Here is an 18,764-nt window from a genome sequence, read left to right on the forward strand (position 1 = left end):
GTCGCACCGTGCTGCAAAGCCGACCCCCGCACGGTGCGCGCTCAGCGCCGCCGCAGCATCACGAGCGCACCGGCCGCCGCGACGACCATCAGCACCGCGGCGACGCCCGCCGTGATCGTGACGCCGGAGTCGAACGCCGCGCGGGCCGACTCCAGCAGCGCCTGCCCGGCCGGTCCGCCGAGCGACGTGGCCGCGGCGACCGCTCCACCGAGGGTCTCCTGCGCCGCGGTGTGCTGGGTGCCGGACAACCCGTTCGGCACCATCACGTGCGCACGGTAGGCCGTCGCCAGGATCGTCCCGAGGATGGCCGTGCCGAGCACCGCGCCGATCTCGTAGGCGGTCTCGGAGACCGCCGACGCCGCACCGGCCTTGTCCGCGGGGGCGGTCGAGATGATGAGGTCGTTCGTCACGGTCTCGGACGCGCCGATGCCGATCCCGAGCAGCACGAACGCGAACGCCAGCGCCGCGATGGACGCGTGGTGGCCGAGGACGGCGACCAGGGCGTAGGCGGCGGCCGAGAACAGCAGCGCGACGGCGACGACCCAGCGCGGGGCGACCCGGTTGACGATCGGCACGACGACGAGTCCCGCCACGATGGTCAGCACCGAGCCGGGGATCAGCACGACGCCCGAGGTGAACGGGTCGAGGCCCGCGACCAGCTGCAGGTGCTGCGCGATGAAGAACAGGAACCCGGTCAGCGAGAACATCGCGGTCATGTTCATCAGCACGCTGCCGGTGAACGCCGTGCTGCGGAACAGGCGCAGGTCGAGCATCGGGGTACGCGTGCGCAGCTGCCGGCGGACGAACGCGACACCGCACAACACGCCGACACCGAGCATCGCGATCGCCAGACCGCGCTCGTCCGGGTGCACGACCGACTTGATGGCCCAGGCGATCGGCGCCAGCGTGCCGAGCGACAGCAGCATGCTCACGACATCGACGGGCCCGGGGTTGCGGTCGCGCGACTCGGGCACGCAGAACGGCACGGCGACGAGCATCACGACCAGGATCGGCACGGCCACCAGGAAGACGCTCCCCCAGTGGAAGTGCGCCAGCAGTGCTCCACCGACCAGCGGGCCGAGTGCGTTGCCGGCGGCGAACATCGTCGACCAGACGGCGAGCGCCATCCGGCGTTCTCCGGCGTCGGGGAACACGTTGCGGATGATCGAGAGCGTGGCGGGCATGAGCATCGCCCCGAACACGCCCATCGCGATCCGGGCGGCGACGAGCATCCAGGCGTCGGTGGCGAACGCCGCGGCGACGGAGAGCAGGGCGAACCCGGTGGCGCCGATCACCAGGATGCGCCGACGGCCGATGCGGTCGCCGATGCTGCCCATGACGACCAGCAGGCCGGCCAGCACGAGCGGGTAGGCGTCGACGATCCAGAGCTGGGTGGTGGCGTCCGGGTTGAGCGCGCGGGCGATCGACGGCAGCGCGAAGCTCAGGATGGTGTTGTCGACCGAGATCAGCAGCACGGGCATCATGAGCACCGCGAGCGCCAGGAACCGTCGCGACCGGCTCGCGGTGACGCGGGTGGCGATGGGACTGGTGAGGAGTGCGGACATGGTGGTGCTCCACGGACTTCGAGGTGGCGTCACGGGCGCGGAAGTCGTCACGCGGCCCGGCAGGTCTCCTCTACTGTACCGTCTGGACGGTTGACGTTGCAAATGCAACAACGGACGGACGGGAGGCCCGTGGCGGGGTCGCCACGGGCCTCCCGTCCGTCCGTGGTCCGGTCCTAGGCGGACTCGCGCAGCAGCAGCCGGTGGCGCACGGTGCGCTGCACCGACGCGCCGCTGCGCGGCAGCGAGCGGTCGAGCATCCCGAGGGCCAGGTCGAGCGCCTGCCGCGCGACGGCGTCGAGGTCGACCGCCAGTGTGGTGAGCGTGGGCGTCACGAGCGCCCCGAGCGGCAGCCCGTCGACACCGACCACGCGCACGTCGCCCGGCACGTCGACGCCGGCACGACGGCACGCCGACAGCACCCCCAGCGCCATCACGTCGTTGAAGGCCAGGATCGCATCGAGTCGGCGACGACGCCCGAGGATCCGTTCGGTCTCCTCGGCACCGCACTCGGCCGTGCCGTGTCGACCGTGCACGATCTCGGGCAGGTAGCCACGTCGACGCAACGCCGCCAGCATGAGGGCACCACGAGCACTGGGCACGTCGGGTTCGGAGTTGTCGAGCACCACCGGGTGCCGGACCCCGGTGGCGACGAGGTGGTCCGCCAGCACCTCGATCGCGTCGGTCGGGTCGATCCACACCGCGCCGGTCGGCGGCTCGGTCGCCGGGTCGAGCTCGACCATCGGGACCGTACCGAGCAGGTCGTTCCAGCGGTCCCGGCGTGACCCGAAGTACCCGATCACCACGTCCGTCTGCGAGCCCAGCGCCGCGACCATCCGGTCCGGGTCGCTCACCAGGTCGACGTCGGCGAGCATGACGTTCCAGTCCTGCTCGGCCGCCAGCCCGACGACCGCGGCGGCGAGCTGCGGCGTGTACGGGTTGCGCAGGTCGTTGACGACGAGTCCGAGCTGGTGGTCACCACCCGTCACCAGACCACGGCCGAAGCGCGACGGACGGTAGTGCAGTGCCTCGGCGGCGGCCAGGACACGCTGCTTGGTGCTGGCGCTGATCCCGGACATGCCGTTCATCGCCCGCGTCACCGTCTGCCGGGACACCCCCGAGGCCGCCGCGACGTCCATGATCGTCGCGCGCCCCACAGGAACGTGCCCGGAGTCGGGCTGGGCTGCGGGGGGCTGGGTTGCGGCGGGCTGCCCGGGGACGGTGTCCGGGTCGGTCAGTCGCGGAGGTCCAGCCATGCCACCTGTTCGGGAGTGAGGTCGACGGAGAGGCCGGTCATGGACGACCGGGCTTCCGCGATCGTACGCGGTCCGAAGAGCGGGAACGTCGGGAACGGCTGGTTGAGGACGTAGGCCAGCGCGATCGCCGTCGCGGGCACGCCGTACTGGTCGCCCAGCTCGCGTGCACGACGCAGGCGCTCGAAGTTGTCGTCCGAGTAGTAGCAGCGGACGAGTTCGGCGTCGCTGGTGTCCTCGGGCTTCGCGCGGCCCGTGAAGAACCCGCGGGCCTGGGACGACCAGGGCAGCAGCGGGACCTGGCGTTCCTCGAGCCAGGCCTTGGACGCCGGGTCGGTCGCGTGCCGGCAGCCGTCCCACGGCACGTCGTACGCCTCGGCCAGACCGAAGTGGTTGCTCAGGACCTCGAACTCGTGCTTGCCGTTCGCCCGGGCGTAGGCGTTCGCCTCGTCGAAGCGGGCGAGGCTCCAGTTCGAGCCGCCGTACACGCGGATGCGGCCGGCGCGACGGTGCTCGTCGAGGACGTCGACGAACTCCCCCACGGGGATGTCCTCGTTGTCGCGGTGCATCATGTAGATGTCCGCGTAGTCGGTGCCCTGGCGATCGAGGCTCTCGAGCAGCTGCCGGGTGAGGGACTCCGGGTCGCAGTACGGCGTGTGCGCGCCCTTGGTGATCACGACCACGTCCTCGCGGATGCCGCGGTTCTGGATCCACTTCCCCAGGCGCCCCTCGAGCACCCCGCCGCCGTAGATGTAGCCGGTGTCGAAGACGTTGCCACCGCGCTCGACGAACAGGTCGAAGATCGCACTGGCGTGCGCGAGGTCGGGCTGGTTGTCGACGCCCATCACCAGGCGGGACATGCGCTTGCCGACGCCGGGCACCTCGCCGTAGCGCATGGTGTTGTCGTCCTGCACGGTGAGCGGTCGGCCGCTGACCGTGGGGATGTCGGCGGTCTCGGACTCGAACGGGTACCGCAGGTCGATGGCCGCGCGCCAGCGGTCGAGCGTGCGGGCCGTGGCCAGGGACTCGTCGAGCGTGTACTCGGCGACCTCCACCTGTCCGGCCACCAGGGCCGCGGTCGTGGCGTCGGCTTCGCGTGCGTAGGGGTGCTCTCCCGCGAACGAAAGCGTGCGCGGGTCCGCGTCGACGGTGTCCACCTGGATGGTCGGGTCGTCACCGAGCGTCCACGGGTCGGAGAGCCGGAGGCGTCCGGTCGTGCCGTACACCGTGACGGCGTTCTCGTCCTCGACGCGCACACCGGTCCGGACGCTCGCGGTGATCGTGTCCGGTCCGGTGGCGCCACCGCGGTAGGTCAGCTGGGCGGTGGTCCACTCGTCGACACCGGTCGGCCCGAGCGAGCCGGTCGCGGTGAGCTCGGTGGGCTCGGCCACGGCGACACCCGTGGCGGCCTGCACGATCGCGGCCGTCATCGTGACCGGGTACCCGCCGACGTCGAGGATGCCGCCGCCCGCGGTCGCGACGTCGAACAGCCGACCCGTGCGCGACCCGGCGCGGAACGCGAAGGACGCGTCGACGTGGGTGACGGCGCCGATCGCACCGCTGCGGACCAGGTCGAGCAGCGCGGCGGTCTGCGGGTGGAAGCGGTACATGTACGCCTCGACGAGCGGCAGGCCCGCCTGGCGCGCGGCGTCGACCAGGGCCATCGCCGTGCCGTGGTTCGGCGCCAGCGGCTTCTCGCACAGCACGGCCTTGCCGGCGTCGAGCGCGGCGAGCACCAGGTGGGCGTGCCCGGTGTGCACGGTCGACACGTAGACGGCGTCGACGCGGGGGTCGGCGAGGACCTGCTCGTACGTCGTCGCCGTGACGTCCGTGAAGCCGTGCGCGACGGCGTCGTCCGCGAAGGACTGCGCACGCTCGGGAGCCGAGCTGCCGGCGGCCACGATGGTCGCGCCGACCGCGCTCGACGGCAGCTGCGAGAGGAAGCGACGGGCGATCCCACCGGGTCCGAGGACGGCCCAGCCGGGGGTGCGGTCCGAACCGGCGGTCGGGGAGCTGGAAGTGGTCGCGGTCTGCGCTGACATGCGGATCCTGTTCGTCTCGTGAACCTTCACGGTCCTGCGGGTCCCGACGACGGTACCGCGCTCGTTCCTGCCCTGCAACGACATCGGTGCTTGACACGGCGTGTCGTCCGGGCAATGCTCTGCTGCAGTTCCGTGAGCGTTCACGGTCGAACGCGCACAGCACCCGATCTCAACGACGAGAGCAGGTCTCCAGTGACAGCAGCACCATCGATCAGTCTGAGCCGGCGAGGGTTCCTCGCCGGTGCAGGTGCCCTCGGGGCACTCGCTTCCACCGCACTCCTGGCCGGGTGCTCCACCGGCACCGCCATCTCCAAGGACCCCGACGAGCTGGTGCTCTGGTACTGGAACCGGTCGCTCGACCCGAAGTTCCTGCAGCAGGCGGCACGGGGCATCCAGGGGCACCAGCCGATGCGCCTGCGTCCCGACCTGATCGGCGGCGCGGCGTACGACACGAAGTTCCGGACCGCACTCGCCGGCAACGCGTTCATCCCCGACGTGCTCATGGTGAACTCGAACTGCTGGCTGTACTTCCCCGACGAGGACCTGTTCACCGACTTCGACGACCACGGGGGCGCGGCGAAGCGGAAGGAGTACTACGGCTGGAAGACGTCGCTCGGCAGGACCCCCAGCGGACGGCAGTGCTTCTGGCCCGTCGACACCGGCCCCACGGCGTTCTTCTACCGGCAGGACGTGCTGGCGAAGGCCGGACTGCCGACCGACCCCGACGAGGTCTCGGACGCGATCAGCACGTGGGACGACTTCCGGCGGTTCGGCGCGACGCTCCGCAAGCAGTCGGACGTCGCGACGGTCATCACGGCGAACCAGCTCTTCAACCAGTACGTGTACGCCAGCCCCACGCGGTACTTCGACCGCGACGACCAGCCCGTGTTCGAGCGCGACGACAGCAGCATCCGCCGGGCGTGGGACAACGCAGTCGCCTGTGTCCGGTCGCGGATCACGGGCAACCTGCAGTCCGGCACCGACCAGAACGCCGGCTGGGTGTCGGGCCGGGTCGCCGGACAGATCGAGGGCGCCTGGTGGACGCAGGTCATCCACGACACCGCGCCGGACTCCAGTGGTCAGTGGCGGATCGCACGGCAGCCCGAGCGTCCCGGCAACAGCGGCGGCTCGTTCCTCGCTGTCCCGAAGACGTCGAAGAACCCGGCCGCGGCCACCGCGTTCGCGCAGTGGATCACCTCGCCCGAGGTCCAGTCGCACACCTACAACGACATCCAGCTGTTCCCGTCGACACCGAGTTCGTTCTCGAACGGCCTGATGCGGCAGCCCGGGGACTTCTTCGGGGACCAGGATCCGCTGGCCTTCTTCAGCGACACGGCCAAGGACGTGCCGGTGACCTACATCTCGAACGCGGAACGCTTCGTCAGTGCCTTCGCCACCGAGATCACGAACGTCGAAGCGGCCGGCAAGGACCCGGACCGCGCGTGGCAGGACGCCGTCGACCAGACCAACCGGGTCCTCGAGAAGCGGGGGCTCGGCGCATGAGCACGAAGCAGGCACCACCGACCACGAGCATCCCGGCAGTGGTCGGTACGCCGACGGCATCGATCACGACGGCGGCGACCGGCGGGCTGCGAGGGCTGCGGCGCTTCTGGCCGCAGTACGTCGCGATCGCCCCGTTCTACGTGCTGTTCCTGGTGTTCGGACTGTTCCCGATCGTGTTCTCGATCGTGCTGTCCTTCACCGACTGGGACGGCATCGGCGCACCGGCCTGGGTCGGGTTCGCGCAGTACCAGTACCTGCTCGGCGACCCGAGGTTCTGGAACGCCGTCGTCAACACGTTCCTGATCTGGGTGATGTCGACGATCCCGATGCTGTTCCTGGCGCTCGTGCTGGCGTTCCTGCTGCACGGCAACATCCGCGGCAAGGGCTTCTACCGGGTGGCGTTCTTCATCCCGAACGTGACGAGCATGGTCGCGATGGCGATCGTCTTCGGGTCGGTGTTCTCCGACGGTTTCGGCCTGGTGAACGCCGCGATGCGCGCGATCGGCGCCGACCCGGTCGGGTGGCTGTCGTCGTACTGGGGCATCAAGGTGACGATCGCCGTGATGGTCATCTGGCGGTGGACCGGCTACAACGCGATCATCTACCTGGCCGGACTGCAGTCGATCCCCACAGAGTTGTACGACGCCGCCAAGGTCGACGGCGCGAACACGTGGCAGATCTTCTCGCGGATCACCGTGCCGCTGCTGCGACCGGTGATCCTGTTCACCGTCATCACCTCGACGATCGGTGGGCTCGGGCTGTTCACCGAACCGCAGATCCTGTTCAACGGTGGTTCGGTCGGTGGCCCGGACGAGGCCGGCATGACGATCGTGCTGTACCAGTACGACCAGGCCTTCAGCCAGTTCGACTTCGGCTACGGGTCGGCGATCGCCTGGGTGCTGTTCATCTTCTCCGTGGTCTTCGCGATCATCAACTGGCGTCTGCTCAGTGAGCGCGACGGACTGAAGACTCCGCGGCGCCTGCGCACGCCCCGCTCGGCCCGCACCACCGCCACCACCACCTCGACGGGGGTCGACGCATGACCGCGACACAGCCCACGACGACGACCACCAACACGGCCGCGGCGCTCGGACGACCCGGCGCTGCCGCGGACGATCCGCACCGGGGGTTCCGCCGCGGCTGGGTCGGGACGCTCGTGACCCACGTCTGCCTGGTCATCGGCGTCGTCCTGTCGATCTTCCCGTTCTGGTGGCTGCTCGTCATGTCCACGTCGACGAACGCGCAGATCTTCGGGTACCCGCCGTCACTGTGGTTCGGCAGCAACGCGATGGCGAACGTGGCGTCGGTGTTCGCGAACGTCGACATGCTGCGGGCGCTGCTGAACACCGTCGTCGTCGCGGGCAGCACCGCGGTGCTGGTGATGGTGTTCGACTCGCTGGCGGCGTTCGCGTTCGCCAAGTACGAGTTCCCGTTCAAGCGGTCGCTCTTCACCGTGATGCTCGCGACCTTCCTGGTGCCGGGCAGCCTGTCGCTGGTGCCGAGCTTCGTGCTCATGTCGCACCTCGGGTGGATCGGTGGGTTGCAGGCGCTGATCATCCCCGGAGCGGCCAACGCGTTCGGCATCTTCCTGCTGCGCCAGTTCGCCACCGGGTCGATCCCGAACGAGATCATCGACTCGGCCCGGGTCGACGGCGCGGGCTTCTTCCGGACGTGGTGGTCGATCGCGGTCCCCATGCTGCGCGGTGGTCTGGCGTTCCTCGGGATCTTCACGTTCATCACGGCCTGGAACGACTACGTCTGGCCGCTCATCGTGCTGATCGACCCCAGGGGACAGACCCTGCAGGTGGCACTGGCCGGGCTGAGCTCGGTGAACGCGACCGACCTCGGCGCCGTGATGGCCGGCGCGGTGATCAGCATCTTCCCGCTCATCGGGGTGTTCATCATCGGGTCGCGGCACTTCATCGCGAACATCGCCGCGGGGGCGTTGAAGGGCTGACCGCGCGCGGGCGGCGGGGCGGGTACCGTCCCGCCGCCCACGACTCTCTAGACTCCCCACCATGGCAAGTGCTCGCGACCGCGTCCTGGACAGCTTCGTCGCCATCGTCTGCGCCGAAGGCGAGCGTCCCGCCACCCTCGACGCCGTCGCCGCCCGCGCCGGGGTCTCGAAGGGCGGGCTGCTGTACCACTTCGGTTCCAAGGCCGCCCTGGTCGAGGGCCTGTGCGACCGTCTCGCCGACCTGTCCGCGGCCGATGTCGAGCTGATGCGGGACGCGGAGGACGGCGCAGCGCGGTACTTCGTCCGGAACAGCCAGTTCGTCGGCAGCGAGCTCGACCTGGTGCTGCTGGCCGCCAGCCGACTGCAGCAGGCCGGGTACGAGGAAGCCGGCCGCACGCTCGACGAGACCGAGAACGCCTGGCTCGCCACCCTGGTGGACGCCCTCGGTGACGCGCCGACCGCGCAGGCCGTCAAGCTCATGGGCGACGGGCTGTACCACGCGGCGTCCCTCGGTGCTGCGAGTGACGGCCGTCCGGACCGGGCGAGCGTCGACATGGAGCCACTGCTCGCCGTCGTCGATCGTCTCGTGTCCAGCAGACCCCGCGCGTGAACCCGGACGTCACCGCCTGGGGATAGACTGGCAGTGTTCCACCCGCCTGACCTTCGGAGGTACCACTGTGGGCCGCGTCATCGCTGCTGTCTTCTCGATCCTGCTGCTCGTGGTCTCGATGTACCTGTTCGGTGTCGCCTTCCAGGTCGCCTCGGGTCAGGCCTTCGTCTTCATGGGCGGCGTGCTGCTCATGTGCCTCTCGTTCTTCCTGCCGATCCACGTGTTCGGCAAGCGGTAGTCAGCTCCGCACAGAACGGCCCCGCACCGATCGGTGCGGGGCCGTTCTGTGTTGCAGCGACGCGGTCGTGCGCCGTTCCAGGGTGCCGTCGCACCCCCTGACGGACATCGCGCCCCGAGGGATCGGGGCGCGATGTCGGCGACGGGGTGCGACGCGCGCACGGCCTCCCGGTCAGACGACGGGGACCGTCAGGCTCCGCAGCAGCACGGCCGTCGACACGGCGGCGTGCGCGGCCTCGGCGCCCTTGTCCTCCTTCGAGCCGGGCAGCCCGGCGCGGTCGATCCCCTGCTGCTCGTCGTCCAGGGTCAGCACGCCGAAGCCGACCGGCTTGCCGGTCTCGATCGCGACCCGGGTCAGGCCGTCGGTCGCTGCCGACGACACGTACTCGAAGTGCGGGGTGCCGCCGCGGATGATCACGCCGAGTGCCACGACGGCGTCGAACCCGGCGCCCAGGGCGGCCTTCGCGACCACGGGCAGCTCGAAGCTGCCGGGGACGGGCAGCACGGTGGCATCCGCCCCCAGTCGCTCGACCTCGCGCTGGGCGCCGGCGAGCAGTCCCGCGGCGATCGTGTCGTGCCACTGCCCGGCGACGATCGCCACCCGGACCCCGCTGCCGTCGACCTGGTCGCGTTCGGCTGCGCCTGCTCCGCTCATCGTTCGGTTCCTTCCGTGGGCACGGCACTCGCCGTCGCCCGGTCTGCCGCGTCGAGCCACTCGACGAGTGCGGCGATGGTGATGACGGGCACGTCGGCACGTGCCCCGAGTTCGAGGAGTCGTGGCAGCCGCATCATGCTGCCGTCCTCGTCGACGATCTCGCAGATCGCCGCCGCCGGACGCAGGCCCGCTGCGGTGACGAGCTCGATCGCGGCCTCGGTGTGGCCCGCGCGTTCGCGGACGCCACCCGGACGCGCGCGCAGCGGCACGACGTGGCCGGGCCGGTGCAGGTCGTCACGGACCGAGGCCGGGTCGGCGAGCACCCGCAGCGTCCGGGCCCGGTCGTGCGCACTGATGCCGGTCGTCACACCGACCGCTGCGTCGACGGTCACGGTGTAGGCGGTGCCCCGGACGTCCTCGTTGTGCGCCACCATCGGCGGCAGGTCGAGGGCGTCCGCGATCTCGGCGCTGACGGGCGCGCAGATGAACCCCGACGAGTGCGCGACCGTCCAGGCGATCCACTCCGGGCTGGCGAGCTCGGCAGACAGGATGACGTCGCCCTCGTTCTCGCGGTGCTCGTCGTCGGCGACGATGACGGGCCGACCCGCCGCGATCGCGGCGACGGCCGCCTCGATGGTCGCCAGGCCGTGCGCGGTCCGGTCCGCGACCGGACTGGAGGCCCGCCCCGCGTCCGCCGGGCCGGCCACGTCGGTCAGGTGCCCGGTCTCGGTGCCCATCACCGGGCCTCCTGGCCGACTGCCTGTGCTGCGGCGTCGAGCCGGAGCATGCGGCGGACGTGGCGGGCGAGGACGTCGGTCTCGACGTTGACCCGGTCGCCGGGGACGCGGTCGCCCAGGGTGGTCGCGGCGAGGGTCTCGGGGATCAGGCTGACCTCGAACCAGGCTTCCGCCGGGTCGGTGTCCTCCGGCGACACGGCGCTGACGGTCAGGGAGACGCCGTCGAGTGCGACGGAGCCCTTGTCGACGACGAGCGGGCTGAGGTCGGGTGTCAGCGCGAAGCGGACGCGTCGCCAGCCGTCACCGTCGGCGGTCTCGAGCACGGTCGCGGTGCCGTCGACGTGCCCCTGCACGATGTGGCCACCCAGGCGGTCGCCGACCGAGGCCGCACGTTCGAGGTTGACCGGGTCGCCGACGCGCAGCGAGCCGTGCGCGCTCATGTCGAGCGTCTGCTTCATGACGAACGCGGTGAAGGACTCGGGTGTCTGTTCGACGACGGTCAGGCAGACGCCGCTCGTCGCGATGGAGTCGCCGTGCGCTGCGTCTGCCACGACCAGCGGCCCGCGGATGGTGAGCGCGACGGAGTCGCCGCGCGGCTCGACGGCGGTGACCGTGCCGAGTTCCTCGATGATGCCGGTGAACACTGGTGCCCTTCCTACGGGACTCCGGGTGTGCACGACGGTCGTCGGCGGAGCGGACGGCCACACCCGGGCCGCGGTCCCTGTCGGGTCCGGGCACGGCGATGCCGTCCGCCAGCGCATCCTTCCATCCGGACTCTCACCGTCGGTCCCGGAGTTCGCACCGGGTCAGCATCGGTCGGGTCGGACCCGTCGTCAGCTCGTGGACTGTCACCACCGGTTCGGACTTGCACCGACCCCGGAGCGCTTGCGTACCCCCGACGATACCGCAGCACCCCGACACCCGCGCCCGGCCTGGTCACGCACCGTCACGCGCCGTCGCGGGCCGGGCCTGACCGGGCGGTCGCGGGCAGGGCCTGACCGGGCGGACACGGGCCGGGCTTGACCGCGCGGTCGCGGGCCGGGCCTGACCGGGCGGACACGGGTGGGGTCAGCCGCGCCCGCGCGCCAGCGCCAGGGTCTGCCGGAGCGACAGGTCGGGCAGGTAGGCGCGGACGACCGCGATGCCGATCGAGGGCAGCGCGACGGCATCCGGGTACGCCAGCACGAGCGGGTGCAGGTCGGGGCCGAACTTCAGCTTGAACCGCAGGAGCGACCGGAAGCCGTAGACGGGTTCGAGCACCCCGCCGACCAGGTCGAGCAGGCTCTGCACGCCGTCGCCGGACGGAGCCGAGCCCGGCGCCTGGGCGAGCGGTGCGGCGGACAGGCTCAGCTTCTCGGCGCCGTCCTCGCGCATCCGGTCCGCGGCACTCGCGACCAGGAACTCCATCACGCCGTTCGGTGCCGCGTTCGTGCGGCGCATCACGTCGAGCGTCCACCCGACGACCCGGCCCGCGCGGTACGACGGCAGCCAGCTCGTCACGGCGAGCACGGTGCCCTCGGCGTCCTGCGCCACGAGGGTCCGGACGTCCGGGTCGCGCATCTCGTCGACGCCGCCCAGGGTGAAGCCCATCTCCGGCAGCTCGCGTTCGGACACCCACTCCTCGGAGATCGCCTCGATCTGCCGGGTGGTGGCGGCCGGCAGGTCGTGCCAGGCGGCCCACGTGGCGGTGATGCCCTCGCGGTTCGCCTTGTTGACCGCCGTCCGCACGTCCTGCTTCTTCTTGCCGCTCGTCGTCCACGGGCGCGGGTCGAAGTCGGCGTCCTCGGCGACGGGCAGGGTGCTCCAGCCCACGGCGCGCAGCGGAGCCGCGACGGGCTCGTCGACGCCGTAGAACACCGGGGTCCAGCCGTTGTCGTCGCAGTGCCGGGCGAAGGCGGCGAGCGCCGGGGTCCTGGCGTCCTCGTAGCCGAAGGGTCCGCCGAGCGTCACCGCGACGCCGCCGTTCCGCCGGTACGCGATGCCGGCGCGGCCGTCGTCCGCGAACCAGTAGGCGTTGCCCTGCCAGGTGGTCATCCACCCGAACGTGTCCCCGCCGCCGGCCTTGAGCAGCGCTCGGGCGCGCTCGCGGTCGGCTCGGCTGCCGTCGGCGTCGAGGTCCTGCGGGGCCGCGCCCGTGGGCCGGACGGCGGCGATCGCGACGACGAGCCAGAGCACCGGGCCGGCGATGCCGAGCGCGAACCGCAGCCCCGGGTCCATGGTCGGCAGGTGTTCCCAGAACGTCGTCGGGGAGATCGGGCCGAGCGCGGCGACCGCGATGCGCAGGGGGTCGGCCACGCGGGTCGGCGAGGCGTCGGCCACGACGAGCAGGACAGCGACCAGGACGACGGCCGTGCCGAGCACGACCGCACCGAACCCGGCGAGTCGTCGGCGGGTGGGCAGCACGGTGAAGGACCGGCGCAGGAGGATCAGGACGACCGCCGTGGCGAGCGGTACCAACACCGACGCGCCGATCGACAGCGTGACGATGAACTGGTCCTCGGTGCCGTGCAGCCGCTCGATCCGGCCGGGGACCGCCGTGTACGTCACCACTGCGGCGATCGCCGTCACCAGATCGATCACGACGACGAGCCACACGGCGAACCGGCTGCCGCGGAACAGCCCGAGGCCGCCCACCACCAGGACCAGCAGGGGCGGGATCGCGAGCAGCAGCGTCCACGGGTCGGTTGCCCGGTACGCCAGCAGGTGGCGCAGGCACTCCCCCGCCACGCCGTCCGTCCGGCATCCGGACACCGGGGTGACGGGACCGGTGCCGACGACGGCAGCGATCGGTGCGAGCAGGCCGACGCGGGCGCGGGAGACGAGCGCGATGACCGGGCCGACGGCGGACACCAGCACGACGGTGCCGAGCAGGACCCGGATCTCGCGGTGCGAACTCCGCACCCACCCGACCCGCTTGGGCGTCTGCCGCAGCACCTCGCCGAAGACCCAGCCGGTCGCCGCGGCGAGCACGGCGTACAGGTCCGACGCGTGTCCGGCGTACAGGAACAGCGCGGCGACGACGGCGAGGGTGTTCACGCGGATACGACGACGCCAGAGCGGTCCGGCGAACGCGCTGGCGGTCGCGATCGTCCCGACGATGGCGGTCCAGGGGTCGAAGCTCGTCGCCCGGCCGAGCAGCAGCGCCCCGGCGTTCCGGCCGTCCAGGTCGATGAAGGCGCTGAGCGCACCGAGCCCGGTCCCGACGACGGTCGTCACGACGAAGGCGGCGGCGGTCCGCCGTGACCCCATCAACCGTTCGGAGGCTCCCACCAGCACGACGACGCCGGCGAGCGTCAGCAGGAGCGCCAGTACCCCGGTCGAGGCGGCGAAGACCCGGAACGGCCCGAGGTCCTGGGGGCCGTTCGGCGCGTGGCCGATGCGCATCGCGATGCCCACGACGGTGGTCAGCAGGACCAGCGCCGTGATCGTGACGGTGACCGGGGCACGCCGGGCCGCGTGGAGCGCCGTCACCCCCAGGTCGCGCGGGCTCACAGCGCGCCGTCCTGCGCCGGCAGGCCGAGGTGGGCGATGACCAGCGGCAGTCCGTGTGCGAGGACGTAGCGGACGGTGTTCCAGTCGTGCGCCGACCCGGGCGAGACCAGGACGTCGGTCTGCATGCCGGCCTGTTCGGCGGCGGCGCGGAGCCGGGCGGTCGTGGCCCGGTAGGGGGCGTCGTCCTGGCCGAAGCCGAACACGGTGAGGTGGTCGTGGTACGGCGCGTTGCGGCGCATGATCGCCACCGGCGCGGCCGCGGCGTACGCGGCTCGGTCGCCGTGGAAGGCCACCTGTGCCGAGTGCTGCGCCGAGCCGGTGAACGGGGCGATCTCGCTCGAGATCGCGAGCGCCGACCCGAAGACGTCGGGGTGCTCCGCGGAGAACTGCATCGCGCAGGTCGCGCCCTCGGAGAACCCGTCGACACCCCACGCCGACGGCCCGGACGCGACGTCGAGGTGCTTGGTGATCCAGTGCACGGTGTCCGTCATGACGTAGGTCGCGGTCCGGCCGAGCTGCCGGGAGTCCAGGCACATCGGGTTGCGGTTCGGCGCCCCGAGCTGGTCCGGCGCGACGACGATGGGCGCCAGCCCCTTGTGTGCAGCTGCATAGGCGTCAAGGTACCGGCCCATCCCGCCCGCCTGGAACATGTCGGACGGCTGGCCGGGCTGTCCGGAGAACGTCACGAGCACGGGCAGGGTCGGCGGGTCCTTCGTGAGTGCGGCCGGCGGCAGCCACACGACGGCCTTGCGGGCGTGGAAGTGCGACACGGTGCCGGGGATGCGGAAGGACATCGCCTTCCCCTCGCGTGGCATCCCCGCCGGCGCGGTCCAGGTCGCGGCGTCGACGACGCTCGCCCCGGGCGCTGCGGCATGCTGGTGTCCGAGCGTGCCGTTCGGGTACGGGTTCGTCGTGATGGCCTGGTCGATCGTGCGGTACGCCCCGAAGTCGACGTTCACCCCGAGGCCCGCGGCCAGCACCACGGCGGCCATCGCCGCGACCGCGAGGACCCGGCGCCCCCAGGCTCGCCCGCCGAGTCCGCCCTGTACCAGGACGACCAGCGCGAGTGCGATGCCGGCGAACGCCAGTGCGACCCACATCCGGGTGACCGGGGTGAACGCGACACCGAACGTGTCCCGGACGTCACCGAACCACCAGACGGCGAGCAGCCCGATGCCGGCACCGACGACCAGGGCGATCAGCCGCAGCACCAGCCCCCGGCGCCGCCCGACGAGGGTCCAGAGCGTCAGCAGCGCCGCCAGGACGTCGACGGGGACGAGCACCTGGGGGGTGACGATCGGGACACGGAGCAGTTCGCTGAACACGGGGTTCATCGTCCTGCCGAACGGCTTCTGGGCGCCTGCCGACGCGCTTCCGCTGTTCACAGCATCGGCATCAAGCACACCCAGATGGCTTCCTGCTGCTTCTCAGGGAGTGGACCGGAGATCACGCTCCCGCGGGCGCGACGCCGAGGGACACCGGCGGGCCGGTGCCCCTCGGCGTCGTGTTCTCAGTGCCGGCGTCGGAGGACGAGCGTCCCGGCGCCTGCGAGGAGCAACAGCAGCGCGAACCCGACGGGCACGGCAGGCGAGGTCGCCCCCGTGTACGCCAGGGTCGACGGGGTGGTGCCCGCCGTCGCTGCGGTGGTGGCGGCCGGGGCGGTCGCGACCGCGGCGGCCGTGCGGGCCGTCGTGGTGGTCGGCGCCGTGCCGACGGTCACGGCACCGGTGGTCACGACGCCGGTCGGAGCGGTCGAGCCGCCGTCGATCGGGGTGGTCGTGGAACCGGGGGTCGTGCCGTCGCCGGGGTCCGTGCCGTCACCAGGGTCGGTCCCGTCGCCCGGGTCGGTGCCGTCACCGGGGTCGGTGCCGTCACCGGGGGTCGTTCCACCGCCGGGGGTCGTCGTGGTGCTGGTGCCGTCCCCGACGATGCCGATGCCGTTCCCGCCGATGGTGATCGGGATGCCGATCACCGGGGCGACCTGGGTGCCCGACAGCAGCCCGCCGTCGCCGGTGGTCGTGCTGCCGGAACCCGTGCCCGGTGTGCCGGTGCCCGAGCCGGTACCGGTGCCGGAGCCGGAGCCCGTCGAGGTGCCGTCACCGACCACGCCGATGCCGTTCCCACCGATGGTGACCGGGATCGAGACCACCGGCACGACCTGCGTGCCGGATGCGATGCCGTCGGAACCGCTCGTCACCGGACCGGTCGTGCCCGGACCGGTCGTGCCCGCGCTCGTGGAGCCCGTGCCCGTCGTACCGGTCGAGGAACCCGTCGAGGTCCCGTCACCGAGCAGCCCGATGCCGTTCCCACCGATCGTCACGGGGATCGAGACCACCGGAGCGACCTGGGTCCCCGAGGCGGCCCCGTCGGAACCACCCGTCGTCGGGGCCGCTGCCCCGCCGCCCGTGCTGGAGCCAGCGGTGCCGGTGCCGGTGCCGGTCGAGGAACCCGTCGAGGTCCCGTCACCGAGCAGCCCGATGCCGTTGCCCGTCACGGTCACGGGGACCGAGACCACCGGGACGACCTGGGTGCCGGACACGACACCGTCGGAACCGTCCGTGGTCGGACCCGACGCGGTCGGCGTCGACGGTGCCGACGGTGCCGACGCGGCCGGAGCCGAGGCAGCCGGAGCCGCCGTGGTCGAGGCCGCGCCGCCGAGCACCGAGATCGCGTTGCCCGTCACGTCGACGGGCACCTGGACGGTCCCGGCAACCTGGGTGCCGGACGCGACACCGTCCGCACCCGAGGTGGTCGGCGCTGCGGGAGAAGCAACCGGCGCGGCCGGGGCAACCGGGGCCGGAGCCGCGGGGGCCGCTGCCGGAGCCGACGTCGACACCGCGTCACCGCCGACGGCGATCGCGGTGCCGCCGACCGTCACGGGGGCGGTCACCTCGGGCACGACCTGCGTGCCCGAGCCCACACCGTCCGACCCGGAGGTCGACGGCGCAGCAGCCGGAGCAGCCGGGGCAGGAGCCGGAGCCGCGGGGGCGGGAGCCGGCGCGGCAGGGGCCGGCACGGCAGCGGGAGACGGTGCCGCAGGCGCAGGTGCCGCCGGGGCCGCGGCGGACACCGCGTCGCCGAGCACCCCGAGGGCGTTGCCGAGGACGGACACGGGGGCGTCGACGGACGGCGCCACCTGGGTCCCGGACACGGCACCGTCAGCGCCGGTGGTGGTCGCCGCGTTCGCCGCGGCAGCACCTCCGAACGTCAACCCGCCGACGAAGAGGGCGAACCAGAGCCCTCTGGAGACGTACTTGTTCATGGTCATCACTCCTGATCGAGATGTCACGACCGCGGTCGCGGTCGGTGGTGCTGTTCCTGCCGTGCTGGGCAGGTGCACCGATCTCAGTCAGGGGCGACGTCGTGCTCGCCGGAGAGCGACGTGGGGACCACGTCGTCGGCGATGGTGCCGCGCATCCCGGCGGCGAGGGGGTCCTGGTCGGCAGACGTGCCGACCGTGCCGACGACACCGGCGCCGGCGGACCCGGAGCTCGCAGTGCCGCCGGAGGTCGAGGAGCCGGTGCCGCCGAGGGGCTGGTCACCGGGGGTGGTGCCGTCGGGCACGATGAGCGCCGTTCCACCGAGCGTGGCGGACGCGGGGGCCGCGGCGGCGGACTGCACGTCGGGCATTCCGACGACGGTGCGCGCCGTGGTGGTGCTGGGGACGACGTCCGCACGCGTGGCGGTCACGACCGACGGTCCGACTGCGGGCGCGGGCGCGACCGGTGCTGCGACAGGGTCGACCGGAGCCGACGACGGCGGCGTGACCACGGAGTCGGAGCCGGTGCCCAGCGGAGGTGCGGGGGCAGGGAGAACGGGAGTGGGGCCTCCAGGCAGAGTGACGGTGGGCGGTAGGACGCCGGTCACGACGTCCGGAACGTCCCCCACGACCGTCCCGACGCTGCCGAGCGTGTCGTCGACCAGGCCGGTGACCGGCGCGGTCACGGTGCCCAGGGTGTCGTCGCCGAGGACCGTGCTCACCACGGGTACCTGGCCGACCACGTGGTCGAGCGTGTCGACGAGCGACGTGACCGGGCGTGCGCCCGCCAGGCCCTGGACGGCCCCGGTGACGGGGCGCAGGACCGTGACCAGGGTGTCGGTCACGGGCCGGGAGGCCGTGGTCACCACGGTCGGCTCGGCCGACGTCGCCGGGGCGGTCGCGGTGCTGTCGGTGGGTGCTTCTGCGGGCTGGGCTGCGGTGCCAGGTGCCGGACCGGTCGCGGGTGCCGGCGCGGCTACCGGGATGCTCGCGGGAGCTGCCGGTGCTGGCGCGACTGCCGGGATGCTCGCGGGTGCCGCCGGAGCGGGCGCGGACGCCGCGGGAGCGGGTGCAGCCGGTGATGGGGCAGCGGGCGCCGGCGCCGTGTGGGGTGCCGGCGCGGGCGGTGCCGCAGCAGGTGCCGGAGCCGGAGCCGGAGCGGGTGCGACGGGCGCTGCCGGGGGCTGCGGGACGGCGGCGCGGACGGGCTCGACGGCGGTGCCCACGACCTGACCGACGCCACTCGTCACGCCCTGGACGGTGTCGCCGAGGCCCTGCACGACCCCGCTGACCAGGCCCTGCGCCGGTGCACGCTCGGCGGCCGACGCGGAGTGCGCGCCGACGGTCAGCGAGAGCAGCACGGCGGCGGCGCTCACCCCGGTGCCCATCAGGGCGTACCGGATCGCAGCGCGCCAGGGTGCGCGCAACGGCTTGTCCATGCGCTCACCTCCTGATCT

At 72.3% G+C, this 18,764-nt stretch carries 15 protein-coding genes and 1 riboswitch; of the genes, 5 read left to right on the top strand and 10 right to left on the bottom strand.

Going from position 1 to position 18,764, the window contains the following annotated elements; genetic code table 11:
• Positions 1-41: 41 nt before the first annotated feature.
• The 3 genes from MT346_RS05200 to MT346_RS05210 all read right to left on the bottom strand — a co-directional run bounded on the left by MT346_RS05200 (position 42) and on the right by MT346_RS05210 (position 4,857).
• Positions 42-1,565, bottom strand: coding sequence for an MFS transporter (locus MT346_RS05200; RefSeq protein WP_243561750.1), 1,524 nt, complete (start codon positions 1,563-1,565; stop codon positions 42-44).
• A 173-nt stretch (positions 1,566-1,738) separates the two neighbouring features.
• The gene (locus tag MT346_RS05205) at positions 1,739-2,818 is read right to left on the bottom strand and encodes a LacI family DNA-binding transcriptional regulator (protein WP_243561751.1); all 1,080 of its coding nucleotides are present in this window, start codon (positions 2,816-2,818) and stop codon (positions 1,739-1,741) included.
• Positions 2,797-4,857 (bottom strand): aldo/keto reductase, encoded by a 2,061-nt coding sequence (locus MT346_RS05210; RefSeq protein ID WP_243561752.1) that lies wholly within the window; start codon positions 4,855-4,857, stop codon positions 2,797-2,799. The genes MT346_RS05205 and MT346_RS05210 overlap by 22 nt, the downstream gene beginning before the upstream one ends.
• 192 nt (positions 4,858-5,049) lie before the next feature.
• Between MT346_RS05210 and MT346_RS05215 the strand changes: the two genes are divergently transcribed.
• From MT346_RS05215 to MT346_RS05235, 5 genes are all read left to right on the top strand, one after another.
• Positions 5,050-6,360, top strand: a complete 1,311-nt coding sequence (locus MT346_RS05215) for an extracellular solute-binding protein (protein ID WP_243561753.1) — start codon at positions 5,050-5,052, stop codon at positions 6,358-6,360.
• On the top strand, positions 6,357-7,403 hold the full coding sequence (locus MT346_RS05220; RefSeq protein WP_243561754.1) for a carbohydrate ABC transporter permease: 1,047 nt from the start codon (positions 6,357-6,359) through the stop codon (positions 7,401-7,403). The genes MT346_RS05215 and MT346_RS05220 overlap by 4 nt, the downstream gene beginning before the upstream one ends.
• Positions 7,400-8,317 carry a carbohydrate ABC transporter permease gene (locus MT346_RS05225; protein ID WP_243561755.1) on the top strand — a complete coding sequence of 306 codons (918 nt, stop codon included), beginning with the start codon at positions 7,400-7,402 and terminating at the stop codon, positions 8,315-8,317. The genes MT346_RS05220 and MT346_RS05225 overlap by 4 nt, the downstream gene beginning before the upstream one ends.
• Before the next feature lie 61 nt (positions 8,318-8,378).
• A complete protein-coding gene (locus MT346_RS05230; protein WP_243561756.1) occupies positions 8,379-8,927 on the top strand; it encodes a TetR/AcrR family transcriptional regulator in 549 nt (182 codons plus the stop codon).
• Positions 8,928-8,994: 67 nt separating this feature from the next.
• Positions 8,995-9,165, top strand: coding sequence for a hypothetical protein (locus MT346_RS05235; RefSeq protein WP_243561757.1), 171 nt, complete (start codon positions 8,995-8,997; stop codon positions 9,163-9,165).
• Positions 9,166-9,336: 171 nt separating this feature from the next.
• Here MT346_RS05235 and ribH read toward each other — a convergent pair whose 3' ends face one another.
• The 7 genes from ribH to MT346_RS05270 form a co-directional block, all read right to left on the bottom strand.
• Positions 9,337-9,819, bottom strand: coding sequence for a 6,7-dimethyl-8-ribityllumazine synthase (ribH, locus tag MT346_RS05240; protein ID WP_243561758.1), 483 nt, complete (start codon positions 9,817-9,819; stop codon positions 9,337-9,339).
• The gene (gene ribB, locus MT346_RS05245) at positions 9,816-10,556 is read right to left on the bottom strand and encodes a 3,4-dihydroxy-2-butanone-4-phosphate synthase (RefSeq protein WP_243561759.1); all 741 of its coding nucleotides are present in this window, start codon (positions 10,554-10,556) and stop codon (positions 9,816-9,818) included. Before ribB ends, ribH begins: the two co-directional genes overlap by 4 nt.
• Positions 10,556-11,200 (bottom strand): riboflavin synthase, encoded by a 645-nt coding sequence (locus tag MT346_RS05250; protein ID WP_243561760.1) that lies wholly within the window; start codon positions 11,198-11,200, stop codon positions 10,556-10,558. Before MT346_RS05250 ends, ribB begins: the two co-directional genes overlap by 1 nt.
• Positions 11,201-11,309: 109 nt before the next feature.
• Positions 11,310-11,443: riboswitch (FMN riboswitch) on the bottom strand.
• Positions 11,444-11,624: 181 nt separating this feature from the next.
• Entirely contained in the window at positions 11,625-14,048 is a 2,424-nt protein-coding gene (locus MT346_RS18335; RefSeq protein WP_243561761.1) for a bifunctional lysylphosphatidylglycerol flippase/synthetase MprF, read from the bottom strand.
• On the bottom strand, positions 14,045-15,373 hold the full coding sequence (locus tag MT346_RS05260) for an esterase family protein (RefSeq protein ID WP_243561762.1): 1,329 nt from the start codon (positions 15,371-15,373) through the stop codon (positions 14,045-14,047). Before MT346_RS05260 ends, MT346_RS18335 begins: the two co-directional genes overlap by 4 nt.
• A gap of 185 nt (positions 15,374-15,558) precedes the next feature.
• Positions 15,559-17,310 carry a chaplin family protein gene (locus tag MT346_RS05265; RefSeq protein ID WP_243561763.1) on the bottom strand — a complete coding sequence of 584 codons (1,752 nt, stop codon included), beginning with the start codon at positions 17,308-17,310 and terminating at the stop codon, positions 15,559-15,561.
• Positions 17,311-17,393: 83 nt separating this feature from the next.
• A complete protein-coding gene (locus MT346_RS05270; protein WP_243561824.1) occupies positions 17,394-18,746 on the bottom strand; it encodes a hypothetical protein in 1,353 nt (450 codons plus the stop codon).
• Between the last annotated feature and the right edge of the window lie 18 nt (positions 18,747-18,764).

Source organism: Curtobacterium sp. VKM Ac-2922 (assembly GCF_022815645.1).
GTDB lineage: Bacteria > Actinomycetota > Actinomycetes > Actinomycetales > Microbacteriaceae > Curtobacterium.